The sequence below is a fragment of the Amycolatopsis sp. NPDC054798 genome, from assembly GCF_053611505.1.
Map to the genome: position 1 here is coordinate 90,125 of NZ_JBSHAM010000008.1, position 23,479 is coordinate 113,603.

Sequence of the window (23,479 nt, forward strand, 5' to 3'; positions counted from 1 at the left end):
CAAGATGGAGCGGTGAGCCGCCCCGACTTCGCCGCGCCCCACTGGCTGACGCAACTTCTGCGTTCGAAACCGGTTCCCATTCCGTGGAACATGGTCGCTCGCGCGGTGGTAGCACTGGCTACTCCGCTGGCGGTCGCGTACGCGGCGGGAGACATCGCAGTGGGCGCGCTGATCTCGACCGGCGCGTTGCCGACTGTGCTGTCCGAGGCGGCCGGTGCTTACCGCTACCGCGCGCGTCGGCTCGGCGGGGCGACGTTCGCCGCCGCGGTCGGGTACCTCCTCGGGTTGCTGACCGGCGGCATGCCTGCCTGGTCGATCCCGGCGATCGTCGTCGTGGCGGCGATTTCCGCGCTCATCAGCGCGGCGGGCAGCAACGCTTCGGTGGCCGGACTGCAGATGTTCGTCTTCTGCGTCCTCGGCACCGCGCAGCACGCGACCGGCGTACGCACCGAAGTGCTCTTCGGCTACTTCTGCGCGGGCGCTGGCTGGGGGCTGCTGGTCGCGCTCGGCACCTGGACGCTCCGCGCGACAAGTCCTGAACGCACTGCCGTCGCGCAGGTCTACATCGAACTCGCGGCGATGCTGTCGGCCGAGGACGAACCGACTTCGCGGGTTGCGCGCCATCAGCTGACCACCGCCATGAGCACGGCGTACGACCGTTTGCTGGTCGCGCGTTCCTGGCTGTCCGGTCGCGACGCGGCGTATCGACGGCTGCTGAACCGGCTGTCCGCGACGACGCCCGCGGTCGAGGCGTCGGTCGCGATGGTCAACGCCGGACAGCGCGCGCCGGACGAGGTGATCGGCTACCTGACGCGCGTGGCGGCGTCGGTGCTGGCGAGCCAGCCGCTGCCGCCCGCGCCCGAATTGCCGGACGAGAACGCCGACGCGGTGGTCAGCGCGCTTTACGCCGGGCTGGCGCGGATCGGGAAGCTCGATGACCGCAAGCGCCGCAAGAAGGTCTCGCTGGTGCGTCGCGTGCGTGAGTGGGCGAGCGGGCTCTCCGGACCGCTGACCTGGGTGGCGACGCTGCGGCTCACGCTGTGCGTCGCGGTGGCCGAAGTGGTGGCGCTGCTGGTGCCGTTCGAGCGGTCGTACTGGATCACGCTCACCGTCGGTGTGGTGCTCAAACCGGACTTCGGTTCGGTGTTCGGCCGCGCGGTGCTGCGCGGGCTGGGCACGGTCGCCGGGGTCGGGATCGGCGCGGTGGTGCTCGCGTTCGGCGCGCGCGGCTGGGTACTGGTGGCGTTGATCGCGGTGTTCGCCGGCGGGGCCGCGGTCGGGAAGGTGCGCAATTACGGGATGCTCGGCACCTTCGTGACGCCGCTGATCATCCTGCAGATGGACCTCGCCAACACCGGCAGCTGGACCGTCGTGCTGGCGCGGCTGGTCGACACCGTGATCGGCTGTGTGATCGTGCTCGTCTTCGGCTATCTGCTGTGGCCGGGTTCGCGCCGGCCGACCGTCGGCGGACGGCTCGCGGACAGTTTCGACACGGTCGCCACGTACGTCCGCACCGCGATGGTGCTGAACTCGACCAGCGAAGCGCGGCTCGCCCGGTCCCGTGCCCGGCGCGGGGCGTACCGCGCGCTCGCGGACCTGCGGACGGCGTTTCAGCAGGTGATCGTGGAGCCATCGCCGGCTGGACGACAGGCGGTGGCGTGGTGGCCGGTGATCGCGGGACTGGAGCGGGTGACCGACGCGGTGACCGAGGTCGGCGTGACGATCGGCGAGGGCGCGCCAGCTCCGTCGCCCGCGGACATCGAGTTGCTCACCGACGCGTTGGCGGAGCTGGCTTCCGCGGTCCGCGAGCAGCGGGACCCGGATTCGGTGCCGATGCCGGACAACCCGCGGCTCGCCGGGGTGGTGGACCAGCTCGGCTCGACCTTCGACGCGGTGCGCGGGCCGGACCTGGTGGAACGGTCGCCGCTGCGGCTGGTGCGCCGGTTCCTGCCGTACCACCGGCGCACCTGAGCCGCGCACTTACGCCAAGAGCGCCCCAATGTGGCATTGGGTGCGTGAGATGCACCGAATGCCACATTGGGTGCGTGGGACGCACCCAATGCCACATTGGGGCGCGACCGGGGCCCAACCTGGAGGCGGAGGGTTACTGCTGTCCGCCGGGCTGGCCGCCCTCGGGCTTCGGGCCGTCTTCGGGCTTCTCGCCGCCTTCTTCGTTCTTGCCGGTGACCTTGCCGAGCAGGTCCTTGGCTTTGTCGACGCCGCCGTCGATCTGCGAGTCGTGGCCGCTGACCTTGGACTTCGCGAATTCGGCCGCCTTCTCGAGACCCTGCTCGAGCTTGCCGCTGTTCTCGCGCAGCGCCTCGGTCGCCTTGTTCTTGAGCTCGTCGAAGTTGATGCCCATCGAATGCCTCCGCGGGGTTGGGATTGAGAGGCTTCAATCGTCACACAGCAGGCGTTTCAGGCAAGTCAAGACACTTCGCCGAGTGCGACGGCTCCGTCCAGGCCGGTGATCCGGCCGCCGCGTTCGCCGAGTGCGACGAGTCCTTCGCGGGCGTCGGCGGCGGTGAGGTCGATGCGGACGCCGGACAGAGCCGCGTCGCGGGCCGCTTCCAGCGCCAAGGCGCCTTCGTGACCTGCGTTGATGGTCGCGGCGAGGCCGCCGGTGGAGGCGAGCGAGCCGCGGGCGGCGCCAAGGCGGCCGAGTGCGTCGTCGACGATCGGGAGCAGGGCGTCGCGGTTGCCTTCGGTCATGGCGCGGACCAGGTCCGGCGAAGAACCGGCCACGCGGGTGCCGTCGCGGAACGATCCGGCGGCCAGCGACATCGCGAGCGGGCCGCCCTGTGCGCCGACCGAGGCGAGGATCGCGGCGAACAGGTGCGGCAGGTGCGAAATCCGGGCGACCGTCTCGTCGTGCGAATCGGCGGGCAGCGGTATGGCGTGCGCGCCGACGTCCAGTACGAGCCGGGCGACCTCGGCCCAGGCCGTCAGGTCGGTCTCCTCTTCGACGCCGACGACCCACGCGGCGTCGCGGAACAGCATGGTGTCGCCGGCCAGCCAGCCGGAGTGCGAGGTGCCCGCCATCGGGTGCCCGCCGACGTAGCGCGTGTACGGCGCGCGGCGGCGGACCGCGTCGAGCATCGGGCCCTTCACGCTGACCACGTCGGTGAGGATGCAGTGCGACGCGTGCTGCGCGACCTGCCGCAACAGGTTCTCCACGGCGGGCAGCGGCACCGCGATGACCACGATCGCGTCCGCGGCCGCCGCGCGTTGCAGGGCGGCTTCGGCGTCGGTGGTGACGTCGTAGCCGCCGCGGCTCGCCGCGTCAGCGTCCACTTCGGACACTGTGGTTCCCCATACGGTCCTGCCGCTCGCCGCGGCGGCCCGCAGCAGGGAACCGCCGATGAGCCCGAGCCCGATTACGCATACGTCTCGCACGGGGCCATCCTGCCAGTGCGCGCAAGCGGCTACAGGACGGCGGCCAACCGGGTGCCCTGGTCGATAGCCCGTTTGGCGTCGAGTTCCCGTGCCTCGTCAGCCCCGCCGACGACATGCACCGGCACGTCGCCGAGCGCGCCGACGAGATCCCGCACCGATTCCTGGCCAGCGCAGACCACCACGGTGTCGACCTCCAGCAGCCGCGGTTCGCCGTCGACCGTCAGGTGCAGACCGGCGTCGTCGATCCGGTCGTAGGAGACTCCGCTGATCTTTTCCACGCCCTTGGCGCGCAGGGCCGCGCGGTGCACCCAGCCGGACGTCTTGCCGAGCCCGGCCCCGATCGGCGACTTCTTGCGCTGCAGCAGGTAGACCTGCCGCGGCGACGGTTCCGGCTTCGGTTTCGCCAGTCCGCCGGGCGCGAGCGCGGGGTCGGTGACGCCCCATTCGGCCATCCAGGCGTCGCGATCCAACGCGGGCGACGAGCTGTGCGTGAGGAATTCGCTGACGTCCACGCCGATGCCGCCCGCGCCGATCACCGCGACGCGCTCGCCGACCGGTTTGCCGTGCCGCACGACGTCGACGTACGACAGCACCTTCGGATGGTCGATCCCGGGCAGCGCCGGAACCCGCGGCGTGACGCCGGTGGCCAGCACGACCTCGTCGAAACCGGTCAGGTCCGCGGCGGTCACCCGGGTGCCGAGGTGCACCTTCACGCCGGTGACCTCCAGTCGCCGGGTGTAGTACCGGATGGTCTCGGCGAATTCCTCCTTGCCCGGGATCCGCTGCGCGATCCCGAACTGGCCGCCGATTTCGTCGTCGGCCTCGAACAGTTCGACGTCGTGGCCGCGTTCGCCGAGCGCGGTCGCGGTGGCGAGCCCGGCCGGTCCGGCCCCGACGACGGCGATCCGCTTGGCCCGTCGGGTCGGCAGCAGGTTCAGGGTCGTTTCGTGCCCGGCGCGCGGGTTCACCATGCAGGACACCGGTTTCCGGCTGAACGCGTGGTCGAGGCAGGCCTGGTTGCACGCGATGCAGGTGTTGATCTCGTCGGTGCGGCCGGTTTCGGCCTTGCGGATCCAGTCCGGGTCGGCGAGCAGCGGCCGGGCCATCGAGACCAGGTCCGCGTCGCCGTCGGCGAGTGCTTGTTCGGCGACGTGCGGCAGGTTGATCCGGTTCGAGGTCACCACCGGCACCGAAACGTGCGGCTTCAGCTTGCCGGTGACCCAGGTGAACGCGCCGCGCGGCACCGACGTGACGATCGTCGGCACCCGGGCTTCGTGCCAGCCGATCCCGGTGTTGATGATCGTGGCCCCGGCCGCCTCGACGTCGCGGGCGAGCGCGACGACGTCGTCCCAGCTCTGGCCGCCTTCGACGAGGTCGAGCATGGACAGCCGGTAGATGATGATGAAGTCCGGACCCACTTTTTCCCTGGTGCGGCGGACGATCTCGACCGCGAACCGGCGGCGCTTCTCCGCGGTGCCGCCCCAGGCGTCGGTGCGCCGGTTGGTGCGCTCGGCGAGGAACTGGTTGATCAGATAACCCTCGGAACCCATGATCTCGACGCCGTCGTATCCGGCGTCGCGGGCCAGCGCGGCGCAATCGGCGAAGGCGCGAATGGTGCGGTGCACGCCGTACGCGGTGAGCGCGCGCGGACGGAAGGGGTTGATCGGGGCTTTGCGGCTCGACGCGGAAACGCTCAGCGGGTGGTAGGCGTAGCGGCCGGCGTGCAGGATCTGCAGCGCGATCTTGCCGCCCTCGGCGTGCACCGCGCCGGTGAGCAGCTGGTGGTGCTTCGCCTCGGCGGGCGTGGAGAGCTTCGAGGCCAACGGCAACAGCCAGCCGGTGCGATTCGGTGCGAACCCGCCGGTGACGATCAGGCCGACGCCGCCGCGTGCGCGTTCGGCGTAGTACTCGGCCAGCTGCGGGAACCGGGAAGCGCGGTCCTCCAGACCGGTGTGCATCGAGCCCATCAGGACGCGGTTGCGCAGCGTCGTGAAGCCGAGATCGAGCGGGGACAGCAGGTTCGGGTACTCGGTCATCAGTCGTCCTTCTCGTCGGCCCGCAACGCGGTCAGGATTTCTTCCAGCCATTCGACCTGGCCTTCTTCGACCCGGATTCCGCCGCGCAGCACGAGGTACTGATGCAGCGAGCGGCCGCGAAGCCGGTCTGGCGCGGGAAAGTCGCGTTTCTCGATCTGCCGGTACAGGTCGAGCCGTTCGGCGTGCGCGTCGCGGTGCCGGGCGATCTCGGCGGCGACCGCCTCGGCGTCGCCGAACGACGCTCCGCGCAGCTTCACCGCCAGCTCCTGCGGCCCGGCCGACGGCGACGGTTCGGCGAGCCAGCGGCGCAGTTCGGCCCGGCCGGGTTCGCTGACGGTGTAGACCTTCTTGTCCGGCCGCCCGTCCTGGGCCACCACGTCGACCGCGACCTGGCCGGCCTCCTCCATCCGCTTCAGCACGCGGTAAATCTGCTGGTGGGAGGCGCTCCAGAACAGCCCGATGGACTTCTCGAACCGGCGCGCCAGCTCGTAGCCCGAGCCGGAGCGTTCGGAAAGCGAGACGAGGATCGCGTGCTCCAGTGCCATGCCGGACAGTGTCATATGCAACTAGGTGCAGTGCAACTGAGTGCAACCTAGGTCACCCGCAGAGGGGGCAAATCGGGTCGATCGGTGCGGGGAAAAGGATCAAGATGGAGTGGTGCACCCGGTTCTCGAATTGCTCGCCGCGCGGATCGCCGAAGGAAGCGTGCCAGGGCAGCGGACGGACGGCCGCCGGCTCGCGCTCGCGGTCGAAGGCGGCAGCAGCCGCGGCACGTATTCGAGCGGAATGGTCCTCGCGCTCGAAGAACTCGGGGCCGCGAGCGCGTTCGACGACGTCTACGGCTCCTCCGCCGGTGCGCTCAACGCCGCGTGGCTGTTGTGCGGGCGCTCCAAGACCGGCGTGCGGACCTGGTGGAACCCGGCGGTCATGCGGCGGATCATCAACCCGCTGCACACCCTGCGCGGCCGGGCGGTGGTCGACCTCGAATACCTCGTGCACCAGGTGTACTCGGTGCTCGAACCGATGGATTTCCCGGCGATCCTGGCGAATCCGGCCGGTTTCCATCCGCTCGCCACCGACGCCGACTCCGGAGAGTCGACCGATCTGCACCCGTTCATCGAGGACGTGGACGGGATCAAAGCGGCGCTCGCGGCGTCCTCGTGCATGCCGGTGCTGGCCGGTCCGCCGATCGCGATGGGCGGACGGCGTTTCGTGGACGCGGGGATCGCCGAGCCGTTGCCGTTCCGCACCGCGCTGGCCCAGGGCGCGACGGACGTGCTGGTGCTGCGGACCCGTCGCGAGGACGAACATCCGGTGCCGCCGCCGCGCGTGCAGGACGTGGTCGTGCCGCGGTTTCTCCGCCGCCACGCGCCGGGCACCATCGACGCTTGGCGCACGCAGTACCACCGAGACCTGGAGGACGAACGCCAGTTGCGGGAAGATCCGCGGCTGGCGAGCGTACGGCCGCCAGCCGGTTCCCCGGATGTGGTTTTGCTGGAACGGGATCCGGCTGTGTTGCGGCGCGCGGTGGAACTGGGCGGGGACGCGGTTTACGCGGCGCTGGAAGTCCTGCGCAAGGCGTCGTGAGCGCGGCTGCGGACGGTTAGTCGTTGGGCGACAAGGGAAACCGCCAAGTACAGCAGGATTGACGCGCCGCCGAGCCCTTTCGCTTCATTGACCGCGTCGACGGCGAAGTCGAGTCCTAGGTGGACACCGAAGGAAACGAGCCACAGCACTGCGGTGAGCCAATTCCCTTGCCGCCATAGGGTTCCGTCGGAGCGCCAGATTCGCATGGTGTACCCGCGGGCTACGCCGAATCCGGCGGCGAGCACGAAACTGGCGGCCAGCAAAAGGATTGCCGCGGTGGTCGGCGTGGTTTTGGCGATGGCGACGCCGAGAGAGGCGACGCCCAGCACGCTGATGACGAGCAGGACCACCGGCGGGCGGTCGGCGCGGCGGGCTTGCAGCTGCCGCCACATCAGCCAGGCCAGGACGACCAGGCCGATCAGGATGTTGTCGAAAGTGTTCGGCACAGCGCCAACAGTGCCGGGTCAGGTCCGCCCGCACCTCCACCCGAGGGTGGAGGCCGGGTGGGAAAACCCGTTCAGGACTGCGGTTTGCGGGCCACTCCGCCGATCACCCGAGACTCCGACGGCGCCTTCGCGAACACCGTGTCGGCATCCGGATGCCACGCCGGCGCGTACACCAGGCCCGGTTCGAGCAGCGGCCAGCCGCCGAAGAACCGCTCGAACTCCTTCTTCGTGCGCAGGATTCCCGGGTTCGTGGTCGACTCGTAGTACTTGATGATGTCGACGAGCGCCTGGCGTTCGTTGTCGTCGACCGGGTTTTCGTTGGTCATCTGGGAAAGGATGAGCAACGAGCCCGGCGCGAGCTGCTTGCGGTAGAACTCGAGGATGCCGTCCGGGTCCTGCTCGTCCTTGATGAAGTGCAGCACCGCGTTGACGATCAGTGCCACCGGTTTCCGGACGTCGATCACGTCCGAATCGGCGACCCGGTCCCACAGTTCGGCGGGCTGCAGGAGGTCGGCGGCCATCGCCTGGTGCCGCTCCTCGTCCGCGGTGTCGGCGAGCAGCACCTGCGAATGCGCGAGCGCGACCGGCTCGTTGTCCAGGTACAGCACGGAAGTGTCGTGCTCCGGGCGTTCGTCGTCGGCCACCTCGTGCACGTTGCCCGCGGTGGGCAGGCCAGAGCCGATGTCGACGAACTGCCGGATGCCCTCGCGCACGCTCTGTCGCACCGCACGGCCGAGGAACTGCCTGCTGGTGCGGCAGTAATCGCCCATCAGCGGCAGCCGTTCGCGCACCTTCTCGGCGAAGACGCGGTCGATCGCGTAGTTGGTGGTGCCGCCGATGAAGTAGTCGTAGATCCGGGCCGCCGACGGCCGGTCCAAACTGGCTTCCACCGCGCGCAGTGCTTCGTCCTGTGTGCTCATCGCCGTCCTCACGCTCGCCCTCGCGCTCATGCTAACCATGGCGTCGCGTTCAGCTCGGCCGGTAGGACTCCCGGTAGGCGTTGACCGAGGCCGTCAGCTGGTCCATCGCGGCGCGCATCCGGCCGAGTTCGGCGTTGTCCAGGTTCATCGCCGCTCCGACGTGCGGCGGGATCCGTTCTGCCTTGGCGCGCAACGCGGTTCCTTCGTCGGTGAGCCGGATGCGGACCGAGCGTTCGTCGTCGGATTGGCGTTCGCGTTTGATCAGCCCGGCCTTCTCCAGTCGCTTCAGCAGCGGCGACAGCGTGCCGGAGTCGAGGTTCAGCGCGGCGCCGAGTTCCTTGACCTGCTGCTCGTCCTGCTGCCACAGCGCGAGCATCACGAGGTACTGCGGGTAGGTGAGGTCGAGCGGTTCGAGCAGCGCGCGGTAGAGCGCGGTGACTGCCCGGGAGGCTGAGTACAGGCCGAAGCACAGCTGGTCGTCCAGCAGGAGCGAGCCGGTTTCTCCGGTGTCTGGGCTGGTCATCGGTGGCCTCCCTCGGGTTTCCTTCGCCAGCTCTCCATCCTCTCTCGCTCCGCGGAGAAGGGCAACTCAAGTGCTCTATATCTCATCGTATGCCATCTAGTTGTGCACAACTAAGTTGCGAGTTATGTTTGTCCGGTCCGATCGACCCGCCACGGAGGAAGCCATGACCGCGAACCCGCAGAACCTCGTCCTCGAACCGGCCGCCCAGGCGTTCGCCGAGGCCACCGACCAGCCGCCGTACCTCTTCCAGCTCCCGCCCGCCGAGGGCCGCAAGGCGGTCGACGGCGTCCAGGACGGAGACGTCGAACTGGCCCCCGCCGACATCGAGACGCTGACTGTCCCGGGTGGACCGAACGGCGACGTCGAGGTCCGGATCGTGAAGCCGCAGGGCGTCACCGGAGAGCTGCCGGTGCTTGTCTACATCCACGGGGCGGGCTGGGTTTTCGGCGATTTCCACACCCACGAGCGGCTCGTCCGCGAACTCGCCGCCGGTACCGGCGCGGCAGTGGTTTTCCCGGAATACAGCCGTTCGCCCGAGGTTCGTTACCCCGTCGCGATCGAAGAGAACTACGCCGCGGTGAAGTGGGTCGTCCAGCACGGTGCGGAGAAGGGGCTCGACACCACGCGAATCGCGATCGCGGGCGACTCCGTCGGCGGGAACATGACTGCGGCGCTGACGCTGATGGCGAAGGAGCGCGGGGATGTGAAGTTCCTGCAGCAGGTGCTGTTCTACCCGGTCACCGACGCTTCCTTCGACACCGAGTCGTACACCAAGTTCGCCGAGGGCTACTTCCTCAGCCGCGAAGGCATGAAGTGGTTCTGGGACCAGTACACGACCGATGAGGCGCAGCGCGCCGAGATCACCGCTTCGCCGCTTCGCGCCACTGTGGAACAGCTCGCCGGACTGCCGCCGGCGCTCGTGATCACCGGCGAGGCGGACGTGCTTCGCGACGAAGGCGAGGCGTACGCCGCGAAGCTGCGTCAGGCGGGCGTGCCGGTGACTGCGGTGCGGTACCAGGGCGTGATCCACGACTTCGTGATGGTGAACGCGCTTCGTGAAACGCACGCCGCGGAAGCCGCGATCACGCAGGCGATCACGGCGCTGCGTGCCGCATTCGGCAACTAATCAGGGACGAACGGGCAATCCTGAGATTCCGCTGAGTTTGACGGGGCCATTCTGGGGTGACGGCCGTCACGTGATCACAACGAGAATGGCCCCTCAAACGTATTTAGAGCAGCGGGTCCCGCCTTCCGGGCGCGCGATCGGTCCTGGAGGTTCCCGTGCACCTGAGTGCGATCAGGTTGGATTCGCCCGTCATGCTCGCGGTGGTCGGCGTGCTCGCGCTCCTCGCAGTCGTCTCGGTGCCGTGGTTCTGGGACAAATGGCGCAAGCGCAAGCAGATCGGCCGAAGCGCCACGGTGCTTGTCGCGCTGTGCCTCGTAATCGTCACCCTCGGCCTGACCGGCAATATGATCGGCGGATTCTTCCCGACGCTCGGCTCGCTGCTCGGGACCGGCGCGTTCGCCGCCGAAGGCATCGACGTCGAGGGCGGCGACAACGGCGTCGACCTCGGCCGGGCGCGCGACCTCGGAGTCGCGCACGCGCGCGTCGGCAAGGGGACCATCGCGCACGTGACGGTGACCGGACGGCGCACCGGCCTCACCCGCGACGTGACGGTTTACCTTCCGCCGCAATACTTCCAGCATCCGTACAAGTCGATGCGGTTCCCGGCGATCACCTGGATCCCGAACTACCCGTCCGGTCCGGAGGTCACCACCGCCCCGATCGGGTACCACCTGCCCGAACAGCTTGACGCGGCGATTTCGAAGCACCTCCTGCCGCCGGTGATCGTGCTGATCCCGGATCCGACCGGAACGCCGAAAATCGGTCACGACACCGAATGTGTTGACGAGGTCAACGGAAGCCCCAACGACACCTACCTTTCCGCGGACGTCCGGGAATGGGCGATCCAGCGCCTCGGCATCAATCCGGACCGGCGGGCGTGGACGATCGCGGGCTGGTCGTCCGGCGGCTATTGCGCGCTGAACCTCGTGACGCGGCATCCGCAGTGGTACGCGCAGGCGGCGAGCGTGAGCGGCTACGAAAAGGCGCAAGTGGACGGCGAAACCGAGAATCTTTTCCGCGGCCGCAAGGACATCGAGGACGCGAACAACGTCAAGCTCAACCTCCAGCGGCACCCGGCCCCGCAGGAACTCCTCGCGATCTCCGGCGAGAAGGAACAGAACGAAAGCCGCGCGGTCGACCAGATGCGCGCCGCCGCACAGCCGCCGGTGCAGTTCACGACGTGGCGGATTCCGGACGCGGGACACAACATGAACACCTTCAAGGCGCAGCTGCCGGATGTACTGACGTGGATCGGGCAGCGGATCCCGGGGCCGTCGGCGCCCGGGCCGCGGGCCGACGTGACCGGTGGGGTGAAGCCGTGGCCGCTGCCGAGCACGGGCGCGCGGGGCGGGCTGACTGCCGTGGAGCAGTGATGCTCAGCGGATCCCGGGAAGGTGCTTCACCACCTCGGTGACCTGAGCCTCGGCGGTGTCGTAGCTGACCGAGCGGGGATTCTCGGTGAGGACGGTGACGATGTACCGGTCGTCCTTGACGAGGCCTGAGGTGTGCAGGATGCGGCCGGGGTTGCAACAGGACCAGCCTTGTTTGACGGCCCAGTGCGCGTCGCCGAGCGCGTCCGGGATGCCGAAGTACTGACGGAATCCGTCCGCGCCGTTTTCGGTCGCGTCGCGGAGTGCGCGGAGAATCGTCGCGCGGTGGCCGGCTGGTGCTTGGTCCATCAGATAGCGGTAGACGCGCGTGATGTCGGCGGCGGTGATTTCCGTGTCGCCCCAGCGTCCCGGGTCTTTGGGCGACGCGGTTTCGGCGAGGCCCATTTCGGCGGCCGCCTCCCGGACAATGCGCGTCTCCCCGCCCTCGACCCACAGCCGGCTGGCGGTGTCGTCGTCGCTGCGGGACAGCATTTCCTGCACGGTGGCCGGACTCGTCCCGCGATCGAGCGCGTCGAGGGCGATGAGGAGTTTCACGAGGGACGCCGAGGTGTAGCGGCGATGCGCGTCGACGGAGACCGGGGTCGTGCCTTTGTCGCGGTCGTAGACGACGACGCTGACGTGTCCTTGCGGGACGAGCGCGGGGAGTTCTGTGCTGAGCGCTGCGCCCTGCTGGGGTGCGGCGCTGCCGGAGCTTGGTTTGGAGCTGGGGGTGCTCTCGTCGGTCGCCGGGGAGATGACGCCGGCCGCGGACGCCGGTCCGGCCGCGGTGACCACCTGCCGGTACGGCTCGGCCTCGGTGACCAGAAACGCGATGACGGCACCGAGGACCAGTCCGGCCAAAAGGAACGTGTTCGCCCTGCGCATGCCCCGACTTCCCCGATCACCCGATCAGGGTTCGCCGGAAAGGGCGGGTTTGTGGGATGAGTCTCGGTACCGGCCAATACGCGTGACGGTCGGGAGGGCTGCGGGCAAGCAGTGGTGGATCAGACCACGACGAGACGTTCCACGAGCAGGTCGATTCGCTGTTCGGCGAACTCCCGCGGCTGCCGTCCGGCTCGGGTCAGTGTCGCGATCCCGTGCAGGGACGCCCAGAACAACTCGGTGAACAGGGCTGGTTCGACGCCGTCGCCGGCGACGGCGCCGAGGGTTTCGAGCAGGGCGGCGAAGGCGTCTTTCAGCGGTTCCGGGGTGTCTTCCTGCGCGAACGCGAGGCCGCCGTCGAGCTGGAAAATGGCGTCGTAGACCGCCGGGTGGCGCTCGGCGAAGTCGAGGTACGCGCGGGCGAGGGCGGTGACCCGGGTGCGCGGGCCGTCCACCCCGCGGGTCGCGGCTCGCACCGCCCCGGCCAGTTCGGCGGCCCCTTCAAGCGCGACGGCCCCGATGATCTCGCGCTTGCCGCGGAAATGGCTGTAGAGGACCGGCTGGCTGTACTCGATGCGCTCGGCGAGCTTGCGGGTGGTGACCGCGTCCCAGCCTTGCTGTTCGGCGAGCTCGCGGGCCGTCGCCACGATGAGGCGCTCGCGTTCCGCCTGTTCGCGCTGCTTGCGGGTGTGTACCGACATGAGCTGACTCTAGCACTGCTAGACAACCGAGCGGCAGTAGTACTAGCATCGATCTATCAGCTAGCACTGCTAGATCTTGGGAAGGTCATCATGCTCAGCGCACTCGCGGTCTGCACCATCGTGGTCGTCGGCGTGATGGTGGGGGTGGAGTTCTCCGTCGCCTTCGTCATCAACCCGATCCTCAACGGGCTCCCCGACGACAGCAATCAGCGCGGCCGCGCCCACGGGGGCCGGATGCTCGGCGCTCTCATGCCGTTCTGGTACATCGGTTCCCTTGTCCTGAGCGCGATCTGGGCGGTCGCCGCGTGGGGCGTCCCGGGCACCGGCCTTGTCGTCGCCGGGGCCGGGCTGCTGGTGGTCAGCGTGGTCATGTCGATCCTGCTGCTCGTCCCGATCAACAACCGGGGCAAGACGTGGACGCCGGAGAACCGGCCCGCGGACTGGAAGGAGCAGATGAACCGCTGGGACCGCTACCACTACGTGCGGGTCGCGGTGCTCATCGCTGCTTTCGCTTTGCTGACTGCCGCACTGGTCTGAGCGGTGGTGCCCCACTCGGACACCCTGGGGCTCAGCAGTCCCACGAACCCCGGCAGCCTGGATATTGCCCGGCGGGCGCGTTCCGGGCGGCCGGATTCGGGTTTCGGGCCGGTTTGCCCGGGGGTATTCCTTCAGGGTTGACCCACCGTCATCTCGGTACGGGAAGGACTGGAGTCATGGTTCGTGCGCATCGAGCCCGCGTTCGGGTGGAAGGGGTGCAGCCCGCGCAGGTGCTCGCCGTTCTGCTCGGAGTCCTGTTTCTCGCCTACGGCATCATCGGGCTCGTGAAATCCGGGTTCGGGGACTTCACCGGACAGGGCGTCACTTTATGGCGGTTCTCCGCCAATCCGCTCAACAATGTCGTCCACGTGGTGACCGGCGTGGTCGGTCTGCTGCTGGCCCTCGGTTCCGGTCGTGCGCGGACGTTCGGCTGGCTGCTCTTCATCGGCTACGGCGCGCTGTTCGTCTGGGGCCTGATGCTCGCCGGGACGATCTCCGTCAACCCGGTGTCCGGCCTCGGCAACCCGCTCAACCTGGCCGACGCGGACAACTGGCTGCATCTCGGCATCGCGGTACTGGGCCTGCTGACCGCGGTTCTCCCGGCACGCCACGGCGTTCTGCTTCCGGAGGACGAGGAACCGGTCGAGGTCGACCCGGCCACGCAGCCGCGTCGACCCGAACCCGGCGGGCACGGTTTGGCCCACTGAGGTTCTCAGTCAGTCCACAATGGCGGGATCGCTGCCGGATTCTCCGGCAGCGATCCCGCTGTGGTTATCCGGCAGGATCTTCCAGCGCCCGGTCCACCAACCGTCCCGCCGCGCCGAGGTACTGCGCCGGATCCAGTAGGTCGGCTAGCGCCTCGGCGTCGACGACGTCCGTGATCTCGGGTGTATTGCTCAGGATCTCCGACAGCGGACAGTTTTCCTCAACCGCGCGACTGGATGCGGTGCCGAGCAAGTCCTTCGCGCGAGCCTTGCCCAGGATCGGCGCGAGAGCTGCCGACAGCCGTTCCGAGACAATCAACCCGTTTGTCAGCGCGAGGTTCTTTTTCATCCGATCCGCGTGAATGGCCAAGCCTTGCACCAAATCCACAGATGTGTGCGTGGCACCGCCGGTCAGGCGCAGGCATTCGCGCAGCAGTTGCCACTCGGCTTGCCAGACGCCAGCCGACCGTTCGTCTTCCGCCAAGCCGGATTGCGTGACCCCGGCCGCCAGCACCGGCAATTGCAGCGCGGCGGATCGGATTAACGCTGACTGCACCGGGTTTTGCTTGTGCGGCATCGCCGAAGACCCGCCGCCGGTCGCCTCGGCCGCTTCGCCGATTTCGGTACGGGCGAGGACCTGAACGTCGACAGCGATTTTGCCCAACGCTGTGGTCACGCCAGCCAACGCGGAAGCCAATTCTGCTACCGGAGCGCGATCGGCGTGCCAGGGCAGAATCGGTGCGGACAAACCGGTTTCCTCCGCGAAGGCAGCGACTAGCCGCTCTGGATAGTCGTCGGTGCCGTCGCCGTACTGGACGTACGCGGCCAACGTTCCGGCCGCGCCGCCGAGCGACACCGGCAGCCGCAGCCCCGCGATCCGGCGGGCGGATTCCTGGACCCCCTGCCGCCAGATCGCTGCCTTCAAGCCGAAAGTCGTCGGGACGGCGTGCGCGGTGAGGGTCCGCCCGGGCATGACTGTGTCGCGGTGGGCGCGCGCCAACGCGGCGAGGGCTTGCGCGACTGCCGTCAGGTCCGCGCTGATCAGCCGGAGGGCGTTGCGCGCGACGAGCATCATCGCGGTGTCGACGATGTCCTGGCTGGTGGAACCGCGGTGCACGTAATCGGCGACGTCCGGGACCTCGGCCGAAAGGGTGCGCACCAGGCTGACCACCGGGTTTCCGGTCGCGCGCGCGTCGCGGGCCAGTTGGATGACGTCGAGTTCACCCTCAGCTAGCAGCCGTGCGGCAGTGGTGATGCGCTCGGCTGCTTCGGAGGGGACTGTGCCGAGCCGCGCCTGCGCCCGCGCGAGTGCGGCCTCCGCCTCCAGCAGGGCGGCCGCGAAGGCACGGTCACCGGTCACCGCTTCGGCCGGGGTTCCGGCGCGCACCGGGGAGAGCAGGCCGGAGTCAGGGTCTGCGATCATGCCGTCCAGGATCGCACGCCGGGCGGGGTGGGGTGGGAAGGTCGCTGGTCGCTTGGGGTGAGGCGGGATGGTTGGGGTGCGGCTGGGACGGCAGCGCACGCGGAGCCGAGCCGCCGTCAGCCATCGCAGCACCTCACCCGAAACTCACCGAAACTCCCCGCCAGAACTCCCCACCGAAGCACCCCCACCCAGCACCCCCACCCAGAACCGACAGCCCCAAGCCCGCCCCCTCACCGCCCGGTAGCCCCGTCCGTCACCTCCCGCAGCAGGTCGGCGTGGCCGTTGTGGCGGGCGTACTCCGCGATCATCGACACCAGCATCCACCGCAGCGAGAACGGCTCGCCCGTCGTCTTCGAGGCTCCCTGCGCGTCCAAGGAAGGCGCTGCGGCCAGGATTTCCCGGCTGCGGTCGCACTCCGCGCGCCACAAAGCCAGTGCCTCGTCAAAATCACCGTCCAGGCGGTCGAAGTCCTGGTTCGGATCGTCGTCCGAATAGTGCAGCAGCGGGACGTCCTCGCCGGCGAATTGGATGCGGAACCACCATCGTTCGCAGCCCGCGAGGTGCCGGACCAGTCCGTGCAGCGACATAATGGACGGCGGCACCGCGGGCGTCGACACGGCTTCCTGGCTCAAGCCGGAGCACTTCAAGGCAAGGGTTTCGCGGTGCCACTCCAAGTACGCGACGAGGGTCTCGCGTTCGTCGGCTAGGCGGGGGATCGGCGCGCGGTCGCTCTCGGCGACTTTGGCCAGATGCTGCGGAGTCTGTGTCATGAGACGAGCGTCTCACCCGCCACCGACAATTTTTCACCCCGAACGCCGCACCGGGTGCACGGGACGGCGTCCGCGTGCAGCAGTGGGCTAGGCCACACGGCGGGCCCGAGTAGCTGGCACGGCCGGTCCTGTCGATGCGGAATTCAGGTGAATTCCGGTGTCGATCAGCACACTCAGGCACGGTTCGCAGACGGTGTTGTCGCTCCGTCAGAGGTATCGTGATCGGCATTCCGGGGATTAATCTGCTTAGCGGCCCGCGAATGTCCGCTCCGCCGAACGGCGGCAGCGGAACAGGGCCGAACGTACGAATGAAACGGTGAATACAGCGCCATGGTCGGAGCGGGTGTGCCGATGGTCGAGTTGTCGATGTACAGCCACGCCGGTGGTCAACTCGACCGACTGTGCCGGGCAGTGGGATTCGACCCGGAAGAACGTCGTCACCTGGATCTTCTCCGGTTGTTGCTCGGCGACTCCGGGGAATTGACAGTCGACTCGCCGGGGCAGTTCCCGTGCAATGTGGCGGACGACACCACGCCCGTGGAATTCTCGGTCGCATTCGACGCCAATGGCGAATGTGTGGTACGGGTTCTCGGCGAGCCCGTCGGGGCTCCCGACCCTCGCGAGTTCCTTGCTCGGGTGGCCGGCGAGTACGGCCTGGTCACCGACCGGCTCGACGCCGTGGCCGACCTCTTCCTCCCGCACGAGGAACGCCAAGGACCGTTCACGCTGTGGTACTCGTTGATCTTCCGCAACGGTGCCGCGCCGAAGATCAAGGTGTACCTGAACCCGCAGATCAGCGGGCCGACCATGGCGGATTCGCTGGTCAGCGAGGGGTTCCGGCGGCTGAATCTCGACGAGGCGTTCGAGCCGGTGGTCGAGCACGCGCTGCGCCGCGGCGAGCGCGACAACTTCACCTTCTTCGCGCTCGACCTCGACGACGACCCGCTGTCCCGGGTCAAGGTGTACGTCTCGCACGACGCCGCCGAGGCCGAGGACGCGGTGCGCGCGGCGGCGCTGGTGCCCGGCGTGGACCCGATGCTGATCCGGGAATTCCTCGCCGTGCTCGGCGGCGGGAAAGGTCCGTTCGAAGGCCGCCCGCTGGTTTCCAGTTATTCATTTGTCGAGGGTATGGGCGGGACGCCCGGAAACTACAGTCTTTACCTTCCTATTCGAAGTTACGTGCCGGACGACGAAGTAGCCAGGGCTCGGGTGCACGCCATTCTCGCCCAGTATGACTTCGACCCGACACAACTGGACAAAGCGCTGGCAGCGGTTTCGAAGCGACCACTTCGCGACGGCGTCGGATTGATCGCGCACGTATCGTTGCGAATAGGGGAGTTCGGTTCCGGAATCACGGTCTATCTGTCGTCGGAGGCGTATGCGGTAGCGCCGCCGAGAAAGCGACCGGTGCTCGGCCGGATGACCTGACGCGGTAGTTTTCGGCTGTCACCCACAACTGGAGGAAATACCCTGATGCGGACCTTCCCGCCGTACCGCTCCCAAGTCGTCGCCGAAATCCCGGTCACCACCCGCGCGGAACGGGAACAGGCGCTCGCCGCGGCGGGCTACAACGCCTTCAACCTGCCCGCGAACAAGGTCAGCATCGATCTGCTCACCGACTCCGGCACCGGCGCGGTCTCCACCGCGCAGGAGGCCGCCGCGGCCGCCGCGGACCGCTCGTACGCCGGGTCGGATTCGTTCTACCGCTTCCGCGACGCGCTGCGCGAACTCACCGGATACCCGCACCTCCTGCCGGTGCACCAGGGCCGCGCGGCCGAGCGTGTGCTGTTTTCCAGCGTGCTGGCGAGCGGCCAGATCTCAGTCAGCAACACGCATTTCGACACCACCCGCGCGAACGTCGAACTGCTCGGAGCCGAGGCGATCGACCTGCCCTGCGCGGAGTTCGGCGACCTCGACAGCCTCGAACCGTTCAAGGGCAACATCGACCTCGACGCTCTCGAACGCCTGCTGAGCGGCCCGGACGGCGCTCGCGTCGGCCAGGTGCTGCTCACCATCACCAACAACGGCGGCGGCGGGCAGCCCGTCTCGATGGCGAACCTGGCCGCGGCGGCGAAGATCGCGCGGGCGCACGGCGTGCCGGTTTTCCTTGACGCCGCACGGTTCGCGGAGAACGCGTGGCTGGTCATCCAGCGCGAGGCGGGCTACGCGGACAAGACGCCGCGCGAGGTCGCGCTGGAGGCGTTCGGCCTGGTCGACGGCTGTGTCGCGAGCCTGAAGAAGGACGGCATCTCGCCGATGGGCGCGTTCATCGGCCTGACCGACCCGGAACTGGCCCAGCGCTGCGAAACCAACCTGATCGCCACCGAGGGCTTCCGCACCTACGGCGGGCTCGCGGCGCACGACCTCGACCGCGTCGCTAAGGGCTTGCAGGAAGTCGTCGACCCGCACTATCTCGCCGCCCGCGCGGGCGAAGCGGCCCGGCTCGCGAAGCAGGCCAACGAGGCCGGAGTGGACATCGTGCAGCCGCCGGGCATCCACGCGCTCTACCTCAACGCCGGCCGCCTGCTGCCGCATCTGTCCGCCTCCCGGTTCCCGGGCCACTCGCTGGCCTGCGAGCTGTACCTGGCGGGCGGAATCCGGTGCGTGGAACTGGGTTCGCTCTACCTCGGCACGCTCGACGAGCAGAACGAGCTGATCACCCCGGCCCCGTTCGAACTGGTCCGGATGGCGCTGCCAAGGCGCGTGTACAGCCAGGGCCACTACGACTACGTGGCCGAAATCCTCGGCGACATCGCGAAAAACCCGGAGCAGGTGCCGGGGTACCGGATCGTCGAAGCGCCGAAGATCCTGCGGCACTTCAATCTCCGGATGGCCCCGGTCCACTAAGGACACTAGAGACACTCAAGACACTAGAGACACTCAAGACACTAGAGACACTGAGGACAGCAGAAAGCGAACGAGGGGGCTCCCCGCGCCGGGAACCCCCTCGCTGGTCTGCACACCGGTCGCGCCCCAATGTGGCATTGGGTGCGTGTGACGCACCGAACGCCACATTGGGTGCGTGTGACGCACCCAATGCCACATTGGGGCAGTCGCGGTACCCGTCTCAGGCGGGCTGCGGAACCACCGTCATCGCGTGCTTCACCAGCCGGATCAGCGCGATCTTGCTCGAATCCCGTTGCCGCGCGTCGCACATCACGATCGGCACGCCGTCGGGCACCACGAGCGCTTCGCGGATCTCGTCGGGGGTGTAGCGCGGGGCGTTGTCGAAGCAGTTGACCGCCACGATGAACGGGATCTTCCTGCGCTCGAAGAAATCGACCGCGGCGAAGCTGGTTTCCAGCCGGCGCGTGTCGACCAGCACGACGGTGCCGATCGCCCCGCGCGCCAGGTCGTCCCACATGAACCAGAACCGTTCCTGGCCCGGGGTGCCGAACAGGTACAGCACGTGCCGCGGCGAGATGGTGATCCGGCCGAAGTCGAGCGCGACCGTGGTGGTCTTCTTGTGTTCCACGCCGGAAAGGTCGTCGACGCCGGTGCTCGCCTCGGTGAGCACCTCCTCGGTGGACAGCGGCGGGATTTCGCTGACCGAGGCGACCATGGTGGTCTTCCCGGCGCCGAACCCGCCGGCGACGATGATCTTGACCGGGGTCGGCACCGACGCCGCGGCGTCTTCAGAGCTTGATGAGGCCATCGAGAACCGCCTGGAGAGTTTCGTGGTCCGGCACCTGGGCCGGCTGACGGGACGGGGCGCGGGTGATGACGAGGCCGCGGTCGATCAGGTCCCCGCACAGCACGCGCACGACGCCGAGCGGCAGCTTCACGTACACCGCGATCTCGGCCACCGACAAGGGTCTGCGGCACAGCTGCGTGATCGCCAGGTGTTCCGGGCCGAGCCCGACCGGGTCCGATCCCTGTTGCAGGGTCATCACCTGGGTGGAGAGGTCGAGCTGGTCTTCGGACGGCGTCCGCCCGCTCGTGATCGTGTATGGCCGGACCAGCGGTCCGGCGGCCTCGTCGTACCAGCCGTCGTCGCTCATGTCGCCTCCCGCAGCAGGTTCGCGGCCTCGCGCGGCGCCGACGCCAGGTAGTCGCCGACGCGCTTGACCAGCCGGTTCATCTCGTACGCGATCATTTCGACGTCGATGTCCGCGCCGGCGAGCACGGCGAGACACGCGCCCTGCCCGGCGGCCGAGACGAAGAGGTACCCGCGCTCCATCTCGATCATGTTCTGCAGCACCGGGCCCCGGTTGAACTGCCTGCTCACCCCTTTGGCGAGGCTCTGCAGGCTCGAGGCGATGGCCGAGAGCTGGTCCGAGTCGTCCTTGCTCATCCCGGACGACTTGCCGAGCAGCAGGCCGTCGGCGGACAGCACGATGGCGTTCTGCGCGCCGACGACGCGGTTGACCACGTCGTCGAGCAGCCAGTTGAGATCAGGGGTGGAATTCCCGTACTCGTTCATGCGGACAGACCCTGACTTTCGGTGTGGTGAGGTGTTCGGTCGTTATGAGTCATTTTGCCCGCCTCGCGCCCGGCGGGTGCCCTTGTGGAACGCCATCAGCGTCCGCGCGGTGGTCTCGCCCGCGTTGGTCACGTCGGCGTCCTCGGCTCCCGGGTCGTCCTGCAGCTGGGCGACGAGGTTCTGCTGCGGCTGCCGGCGCGGGAGCCGGGGCCGGTCGTCGCCCTGCAACCCGCTGAGGTCCGGCTCCGCGGCGGCGGGCACGCGCGGCGCGGCCGGGACGTCCGGGATCTGGCCCGCGGACGGCGGATACGGCTCCGAGGTCCGCGGGACCGGCGTCGGAAGGGGACGGGCCGGATACGGCCGCGGCGTCGGCTGAGGAGCCTCCTGGACCGGTCGCTGGGCGCTTTCCTGCGCCGGCGCGCCGACCTGGGCGAGCGCCGGGGTCTCCTCCACGGGTTCGGGTGCGTTCGCGTCGGCCAGGTGGCTCGACGGGATCAGCACGGTGGCCCGGGTGCCGCCGTAGCGCGACGGGTCGAAGGTGACCGTGATGCCGAGCCGGGAAGCCAGCCGCGCGACCACGAACAGGCCGAGGCTGGAGTCCGCGCGCAGCGCCATCGCGTCGAATTCGGGAGCGTCGGCCATCATCGCGTTAGCCCACTCGCGGACGCCCTCCTTCATGCCCAGCCCCTGGTCGGACACGTCGACCACGACGCCGCGCGCGACCATCCGGCTGGTCACCTCGACCTGCGAACCGGGCGGGGAGAACGAAGTCGCGTTGTCGACCAGTTCGGCGACGAGGTGAATGGTGTCCGCGACCGCGGTGCCGACGATCGCGACGTCCGGCACCTGTTCGACCTGGACCCGCGAGTACTGCTCGGTTTCCGAAACGGCCGCGCGCAGCACCTCCATCAGCGAAACCGGTTTGCGCCAGCGCCGTCCGGGCTGCTTGCCGCCGAGGATGATCAGGTTCTCGGTGGTCCGCCGGGCGCGCGCGGCGAGGTGGTCGAGCTGGAACAGCGACGCCAGCTGAGTCGAGTTCTCCTCGCGGCTTTCCATTTCGTCCAGGATCTGCAGCTGCCGGTGCACCAGCACCTGGTTGCGGTGTGCGATGCCGAGGAACACGTTGTGCACACCGCTGCGCGCCTTCGCCTCGCTCGCCGCCGCGTTGACCGCGGTGAGCTGCGCGGTGTTGAACGCTTCGGCCACCTGGCCGATCTCGTCCCGGCCGTGGTCCAGTTTCGGCAGCTCGGCCTCGATGTCCACCGGATCGCCGTTCTTGAGCCTGCCGACGATGTTCGGCAGCCGGTTGCGCGCCAGGTCGAGCGAGTCGTTGCGCAGCCGCTCCAGCCGCGTCATCAGGGTCCGGTCGACGAGCGACCGCGACACCCGCACCGCGACGATGATCGCGGCCAGCGAAGCGAGCAGGGCCACGATGCTGCCGATGATGGCGTTGCGCAGCTGCGCGTTCCCGGAGTCGATCGCGGCGGCGGAAACCTGGTCGGCCTGTTCGATGGTCAGCTGGTTCAGACCTTGGGCGACCTGCGCGGTCAGCGCGTGCCAATCGCCCGCCGAGACCGGGACGCCGCTCTGGTCGCTGATGGTCCACGGACCGTGCTTGATCAGCGAGTCCTCGGCCGCGTTGAGCCGCTTCCACGCGTCGCTCGCGGAAAGCTGCTGGTAGTGCTGGCGCACCGCCGGTTCGAGGAACGGCGAGATCTGCGCCAGCTGCGTGCGGTAGTAGCCGACCAGCTGGGAGAACTGGACGAAGTCGTCCGGCGCGAAGGTGCCGCTGGAGAACGCCGCCGACACCAGCGACGTCTCGCGCGACATCAGGTCGCCCGCCCGGAAAAGCGAGGTCGCCGAGATCGCGCCCTGCACCGCGGTCGCGTCGGGGACGATGCGCGCCTGGGTGTCGAACAGCGTCGCCGCGGAGTCGAGGACGCCGTTGTAGTAGGCGTTGACCTGTGCGCGGTCGATGCTGCGGAAGTTGACCTGCGAGCGCAGCACCGGCAGCTGGTCGAGCTGCGCCTTCAGCGCGGTGACCTTGCTGGCGATCTCGTCCGGCGCACTGGAAATGGTGGCCGCGAAGGCGTCCTGCAGACCCTTCAGCTTGCCGTCGCTGTCCTGCTGCTGTTGCTGCAGCTGCTGCGGGCCGGAGCTGGGGCTGTCGAGGTACTGCAGGGCGAGCTGACGTTCTTGCTGCAGCGAAGACAGTGCGGTGAGCGCGGGGATCGAAACGTCACGCACCGAGCCGGCCACGAGCCGCACGTACAAGCCGTTGATGAAGAAGGCCGTCGCCAGCACCGCCCACAGCACGAGCAGGGTGATGCTCGGGATCAGGACCGTCCGGGTCAGCCTCTTCCGGATCGACTTGTCGTACGCCTTGCCGGGATCGTCCTTGTTCTCCACGATGATTCACGAACTCCTGGGTCACCCTCGGCGAGAGTGCGGACACGGCCGGGGAAGCGGACACGCCAGTGGGTGCGAGTGGTCCTCGTCACGGAAATCTCGGATACACCCTTCTTAGGCCCACCGAACGGAACAGCCCCGGTTTCTATCACGAACGAAGGCCTCGTGGTGCTGCTGAACGAGCCGCCGGAGGCCCCCGCGGCGGAGGTTACCGACGGTAGCGGCG

23 protein-coding genes are annotated in these 23,479 nt (G+C 68.6%); 8 read left to right on the forward strand and 15 right to left on the reverse strand.

Annotation, left to right across the window (positions count from 1 at the left end; genetic code table 11):
• Positions 1-12 precede the first annotated feature (12 nt).
• Entirely contained in the window at positions 13-1,971 is a 1,959-nt protein-coding gene (locus tag ACWGIC_RS07610; protein ID WP_452075076.1) for an FUSC family protein, read from the forward strand.
• A gap of 133 nt (positions 1,972-2,104) precedes the next feature.
• Here ACWGIC_RS07610 and ACWGIC_RS07615 read toward each other — a convergent pair whose 3' ends face one another.
• The 4 genes from ACWGIC_RS07615 to ACWGIC_RS07630 form a co-directional block, all read right to left on the reverse strand.
• A complete protein-coding gene (locus ACWGIC_RS07615) occupies positions 2,105-2,362 on the reverse strand; it encodes an antitoxin (RefSeq protein WP_370932474.1) in 258 nt (85 codons plus the stop codon).
• 65 nt (positions 2,363-2,427) lie between these two features.
• Positions 2,428-3,396, reverse strand: coding sequence for a prephenate dehydrogenase (locus tag ACWGIC_RS07620; protein WP_452075077.1), 969 nt, complete (start codon positions 3,394-3,396; stop codon positions 2,428-2,430).
• Positions 3,397-3,425: 29 nt separating this feature from the next.
• Positions 3,426-5,432, reverse strand: coding sequence for an oxidoreductase (locus ACWGIC_RS07625; RefSeq protein WP_452075078.1), 2,007 nt, complete (start codon positions 5,430-5,432; stop codon positions 3,426-3,428).
• Entirely contained in the window at positions 5,432-5,977 is a 546-nt protein-coding gene (locus ACWGIC_RS07630) for a PadR family transcriptional regulator (protein ID WP_452075079.1), read from the reverse strand. Before ACWGIC_RS07630 ends, ACWGIC_RS07625 begins: the two co-directional genes overlap by 1 nt.
• Positions 5,978-6,086: 109 nt before the next feature.
• Here ACWGIC_RS07630 and ACWGIC_RS07635 point away from each other — a divergent pair, with 109 nt between their 5' ends.
• Positions 6,087-7,019, forward strand: coding sequence for a patatin-like phospholipase family protein (locus tag ACWGIC_RS07635; RefSeq protein WP_452075080.1), 933 nt, complete (start codon positions 6,087-6,089; stop codon positions 7,017-7,019).
• Here ACWGIC_RS07635 and ACWGIC_RS07640 read toward each other — a convergent pair.
• The 3 genes from ACWGIC_RS07640 to ACWGIC_RS07650 form a co-directional block, all read right to left on the reverse strand.
• On the reverse strand, positions 6,983-7,465 hold the full coding sequence (locus ACWGIC_RS07640; RefSeq protein WP_452075081.1) for a hypothetical protein: 483 nt from the start codon (positions 7,463-7,465) through the stop codon (positions 6,983-6,985). The genes ACWGIC_RS07635 and ACWGIC_RS07640 overlap by 37 nt on opposite strands.
• A 71-nt stretch (positions 7,466-7,536) precedes the next feature.
• A complete protein-coding gene (locus tag ACWGIC_RS07645) occupies positions 7,537-8,385 on the reverse strand; it encodes an SAM-dependent methyltransferase (RefSeq protein WP_452075082.1) in 849 nt (282 codons plus the stop codon).
• Positions 8,386-8,434: 49 nt separating this feature from the next.
• A complete protein-coding gene (locus ACWGIC_RS07650; RefSeq protein ID WP_452075083.1) occupies positions 8,435-8,908 on the reverse strand; it encodes a MarR family winged helix-turn-helix transcriptional regulator in 474 nt (157 codons plus the stop codon).
• A gap of 163 nt (positions 8,909-9,071) precedes the next feature.
• Between ACWGIC_RS07650 and ACWGIC_RS07655 the strand changes: the two genes are divergently transcribed.
• Both ACWGIC_RS07655 and ACWGIC_RS07660 read left to right on the forward strand, forming a co-directional pair.
• Positions 9,072-10,034, forward strand: a complete 963-nt coding sequence (locus ACWGIC_RS07655) for an alpha/beta hydrolase (protein WP_452075084.1) — start codon at positions 9,072-9,074, stop codon at positions 10,032-10,034.
• Positions 10,035-10,225: 191 nt separating this feature from the next.
• Positions 10,226-11,407, forward strand: a complete 1,182-nt coding sequence (locus tag ACWGIC_RS07660) for an alpha/beta hydrolase (protein WP_452075085.1) — start codon at positions 10,226-10,228, stop codon at positions 11,405-11,407.
• Between the two features lie 3 nt (positions 11,408-11,410).
• Here ACWGIC_RS07660 and ACWGIC_RS07665 read toward each other — a convergent pair whose 3' ends face one another.
• The gene (locus tag ACWGIC_RS07665) at positions 11,411-12,289 is read right to left on the reverse strand and encodes a hypothetical protein (protein WP_452075086.1); all 879 of its coding nucleotides are present in this window, start codon (positions 12,287-12,289) and stop codon (positions 11,411-11,413) included.
• Positions 12,290-12,408: 119 nt separating this feature from the next.
• Positions 12,409-12,987: a TetR/AcrR family transcriptional regulator gene (locus tag ACWGIC_RS07670; RefSeq protein ID WP_452075087.1), complete on the reverse strand. Its 579-nt coding sequence runs from the start codon at positions 12,985-12,987 to the stop codon at positions 12,409-12,411.
• Between the two features lie 90 nt (positions 12,988-13,077).
• Here ACWGIC_RS07670 and ACWGIC_RS07675 point away from each other — a divergent pair, with 90 nt between their 5' ends.
• Together ACWGIC_RS07675 and ACWGIC_RS07680 are read left to right on the forward strand one after the other, a co-directional pair.
• Entirely contained in the window at positions 13,078-13,524 is a 447-nt protein-coding gene (locus tag ACWGIC_RS07675) for an anthrone oxygenase family protein (RefSeq protein ID WP_452075088.1), read from the forward strand.
• 176 nt (positions 13,525-13,700) lie between these two features.
• Entirely contained in the window at positions 13,701-14,231 is a 531-nt protein-coding gene (locus ACWGIC_RS07680; protein ID WP_452075089.1) for a DUF4383 domain-containing protein, read from the forward strand.
• A gap of 64 nt (positions 14,232-14,295) precedes the next feature.
• Here ACWGIC_RS07680 and pcaB read toward each other — a convergent pair whose 3' ends face one another.
• Together pcaB and ACWGIC_RS07690 are read right to left on the reverse strand one after the other, a co-directional pair.
• On the reverse strand, positions 14,296-15,651 hold the full coding sequence (gene pcaB / locus ACWGIC_RS07685; protein WP_452075090.1) for a 3-carboxy-cis,cis-muconate cycloisomerase: 1,356 nt from the start codon (positions 15,649-15,651) through the stop codon (positions 14,296-14,298).
• 230 nt (positions 15,652-15,881) lie between these two features.
• Positions 15,882-16,421 carry a DinB family protein gene (locus ACWGIC_RS07690; protein ID WP_452075091.1) on the reverse strand — a complete coding sequence of 180 codons (540 nt, stop codon included), beginning with the start codon at positions 16,419-16,421 and terminating at the stop codon, positions 15,882-15,884.
• 330 nt (positions 16,422-16,751) lie between these two features.
• On the opposite strand from ACWGIC_RS07690, the gene ACWGIC_RS07695 reads away from it, so the two are divergent.
• On the forward strand, positions 16,752-17,849 hold the full coding sequence (locus ACWGIC_RS07695; RefSeq protein ID WP_452075092.1) for a tryptophan dimethylallyltransferase family protein: 1,098 nt from the start codon (positions 16,752-16,754) through the stop codon (positions 17,847-17,849).
• A 45-nt stretch (positions 17,850-17,894) separates the two neighbouring features.
• Positions 17,895-19,268, forward strand: a complete 1,374-nt coding sequence (locus ACWGIC_RS07700; protein WP_452075093.1) for a tryptophanase — start codon at positions 17,895-17,897, stop codon at positions 19,266-19,268.
• Positions 19,269-19,488: 220 nt separating this feature from the next.
• On the opposite strand, the gene ACWGIC_RS07705 is transcribed toward ACWGIC_RS07700, so the two are convergent.
• Genes ACWGIC_RS07705 through ACWGIC_RS07720 form a run of 4 tightly spaced genes read right to left on the reverse strand, consistent with a single transcriptional unit; the run spans position 19,489 to position 23,253 of the window.
• A complete protein-coding gene (locus tag ACWGIC_RS07705; RefSeq protein ID WP_452075094.1) occupies positions 19,489-20,076 on the reverse strand; it encodes a GTP-binding protein in 588 nt (195 codons plus the stop codon).
• A complete protein-coding gene (locus tag ACWGIC_RS07710; protein ID WP_452075095.1) occupies positions 20,057-20,422 on the reverse strand; it encodes a DUF742 domain-containing protein in 366 nt (121 codons plus the stop codon). Before ACWGIC_RS07710 ends, ACWGIC_RS07705 begins: the two co-directional genes overlap by 20 nt.
• Positions 20,419-20,844, reverse strand: coding sequence for a roadblock/LC7 domain-containing protein (locus tag ACWGIC_RS07715; RefSeq protein WP_009071597.1), 426 nt, complete (start codon positions 20,842-20,844; stop codon positions 20,419-20,421). Before ACWGIC_RS07715 ends, ACWGIC_RS07710 begins: the two co-directional genes overlap by 4 nt.
• 42 nt (positions 20,845-20,886) lie before the next feature.
• Positions 20,887-23,253, reverse strand: coding sequence for a nitrate- and nitrite sensing domain-containing protein (locus ACWGIC_RS07720; RefSeq protein WP_452075096.1), 2,367 nt, complete (start codon positions 23,251-23,253; stop codon positions 20,887-20,889).
• Positions 23,254-23,479 lie beyond the last annotated feature (226 nt).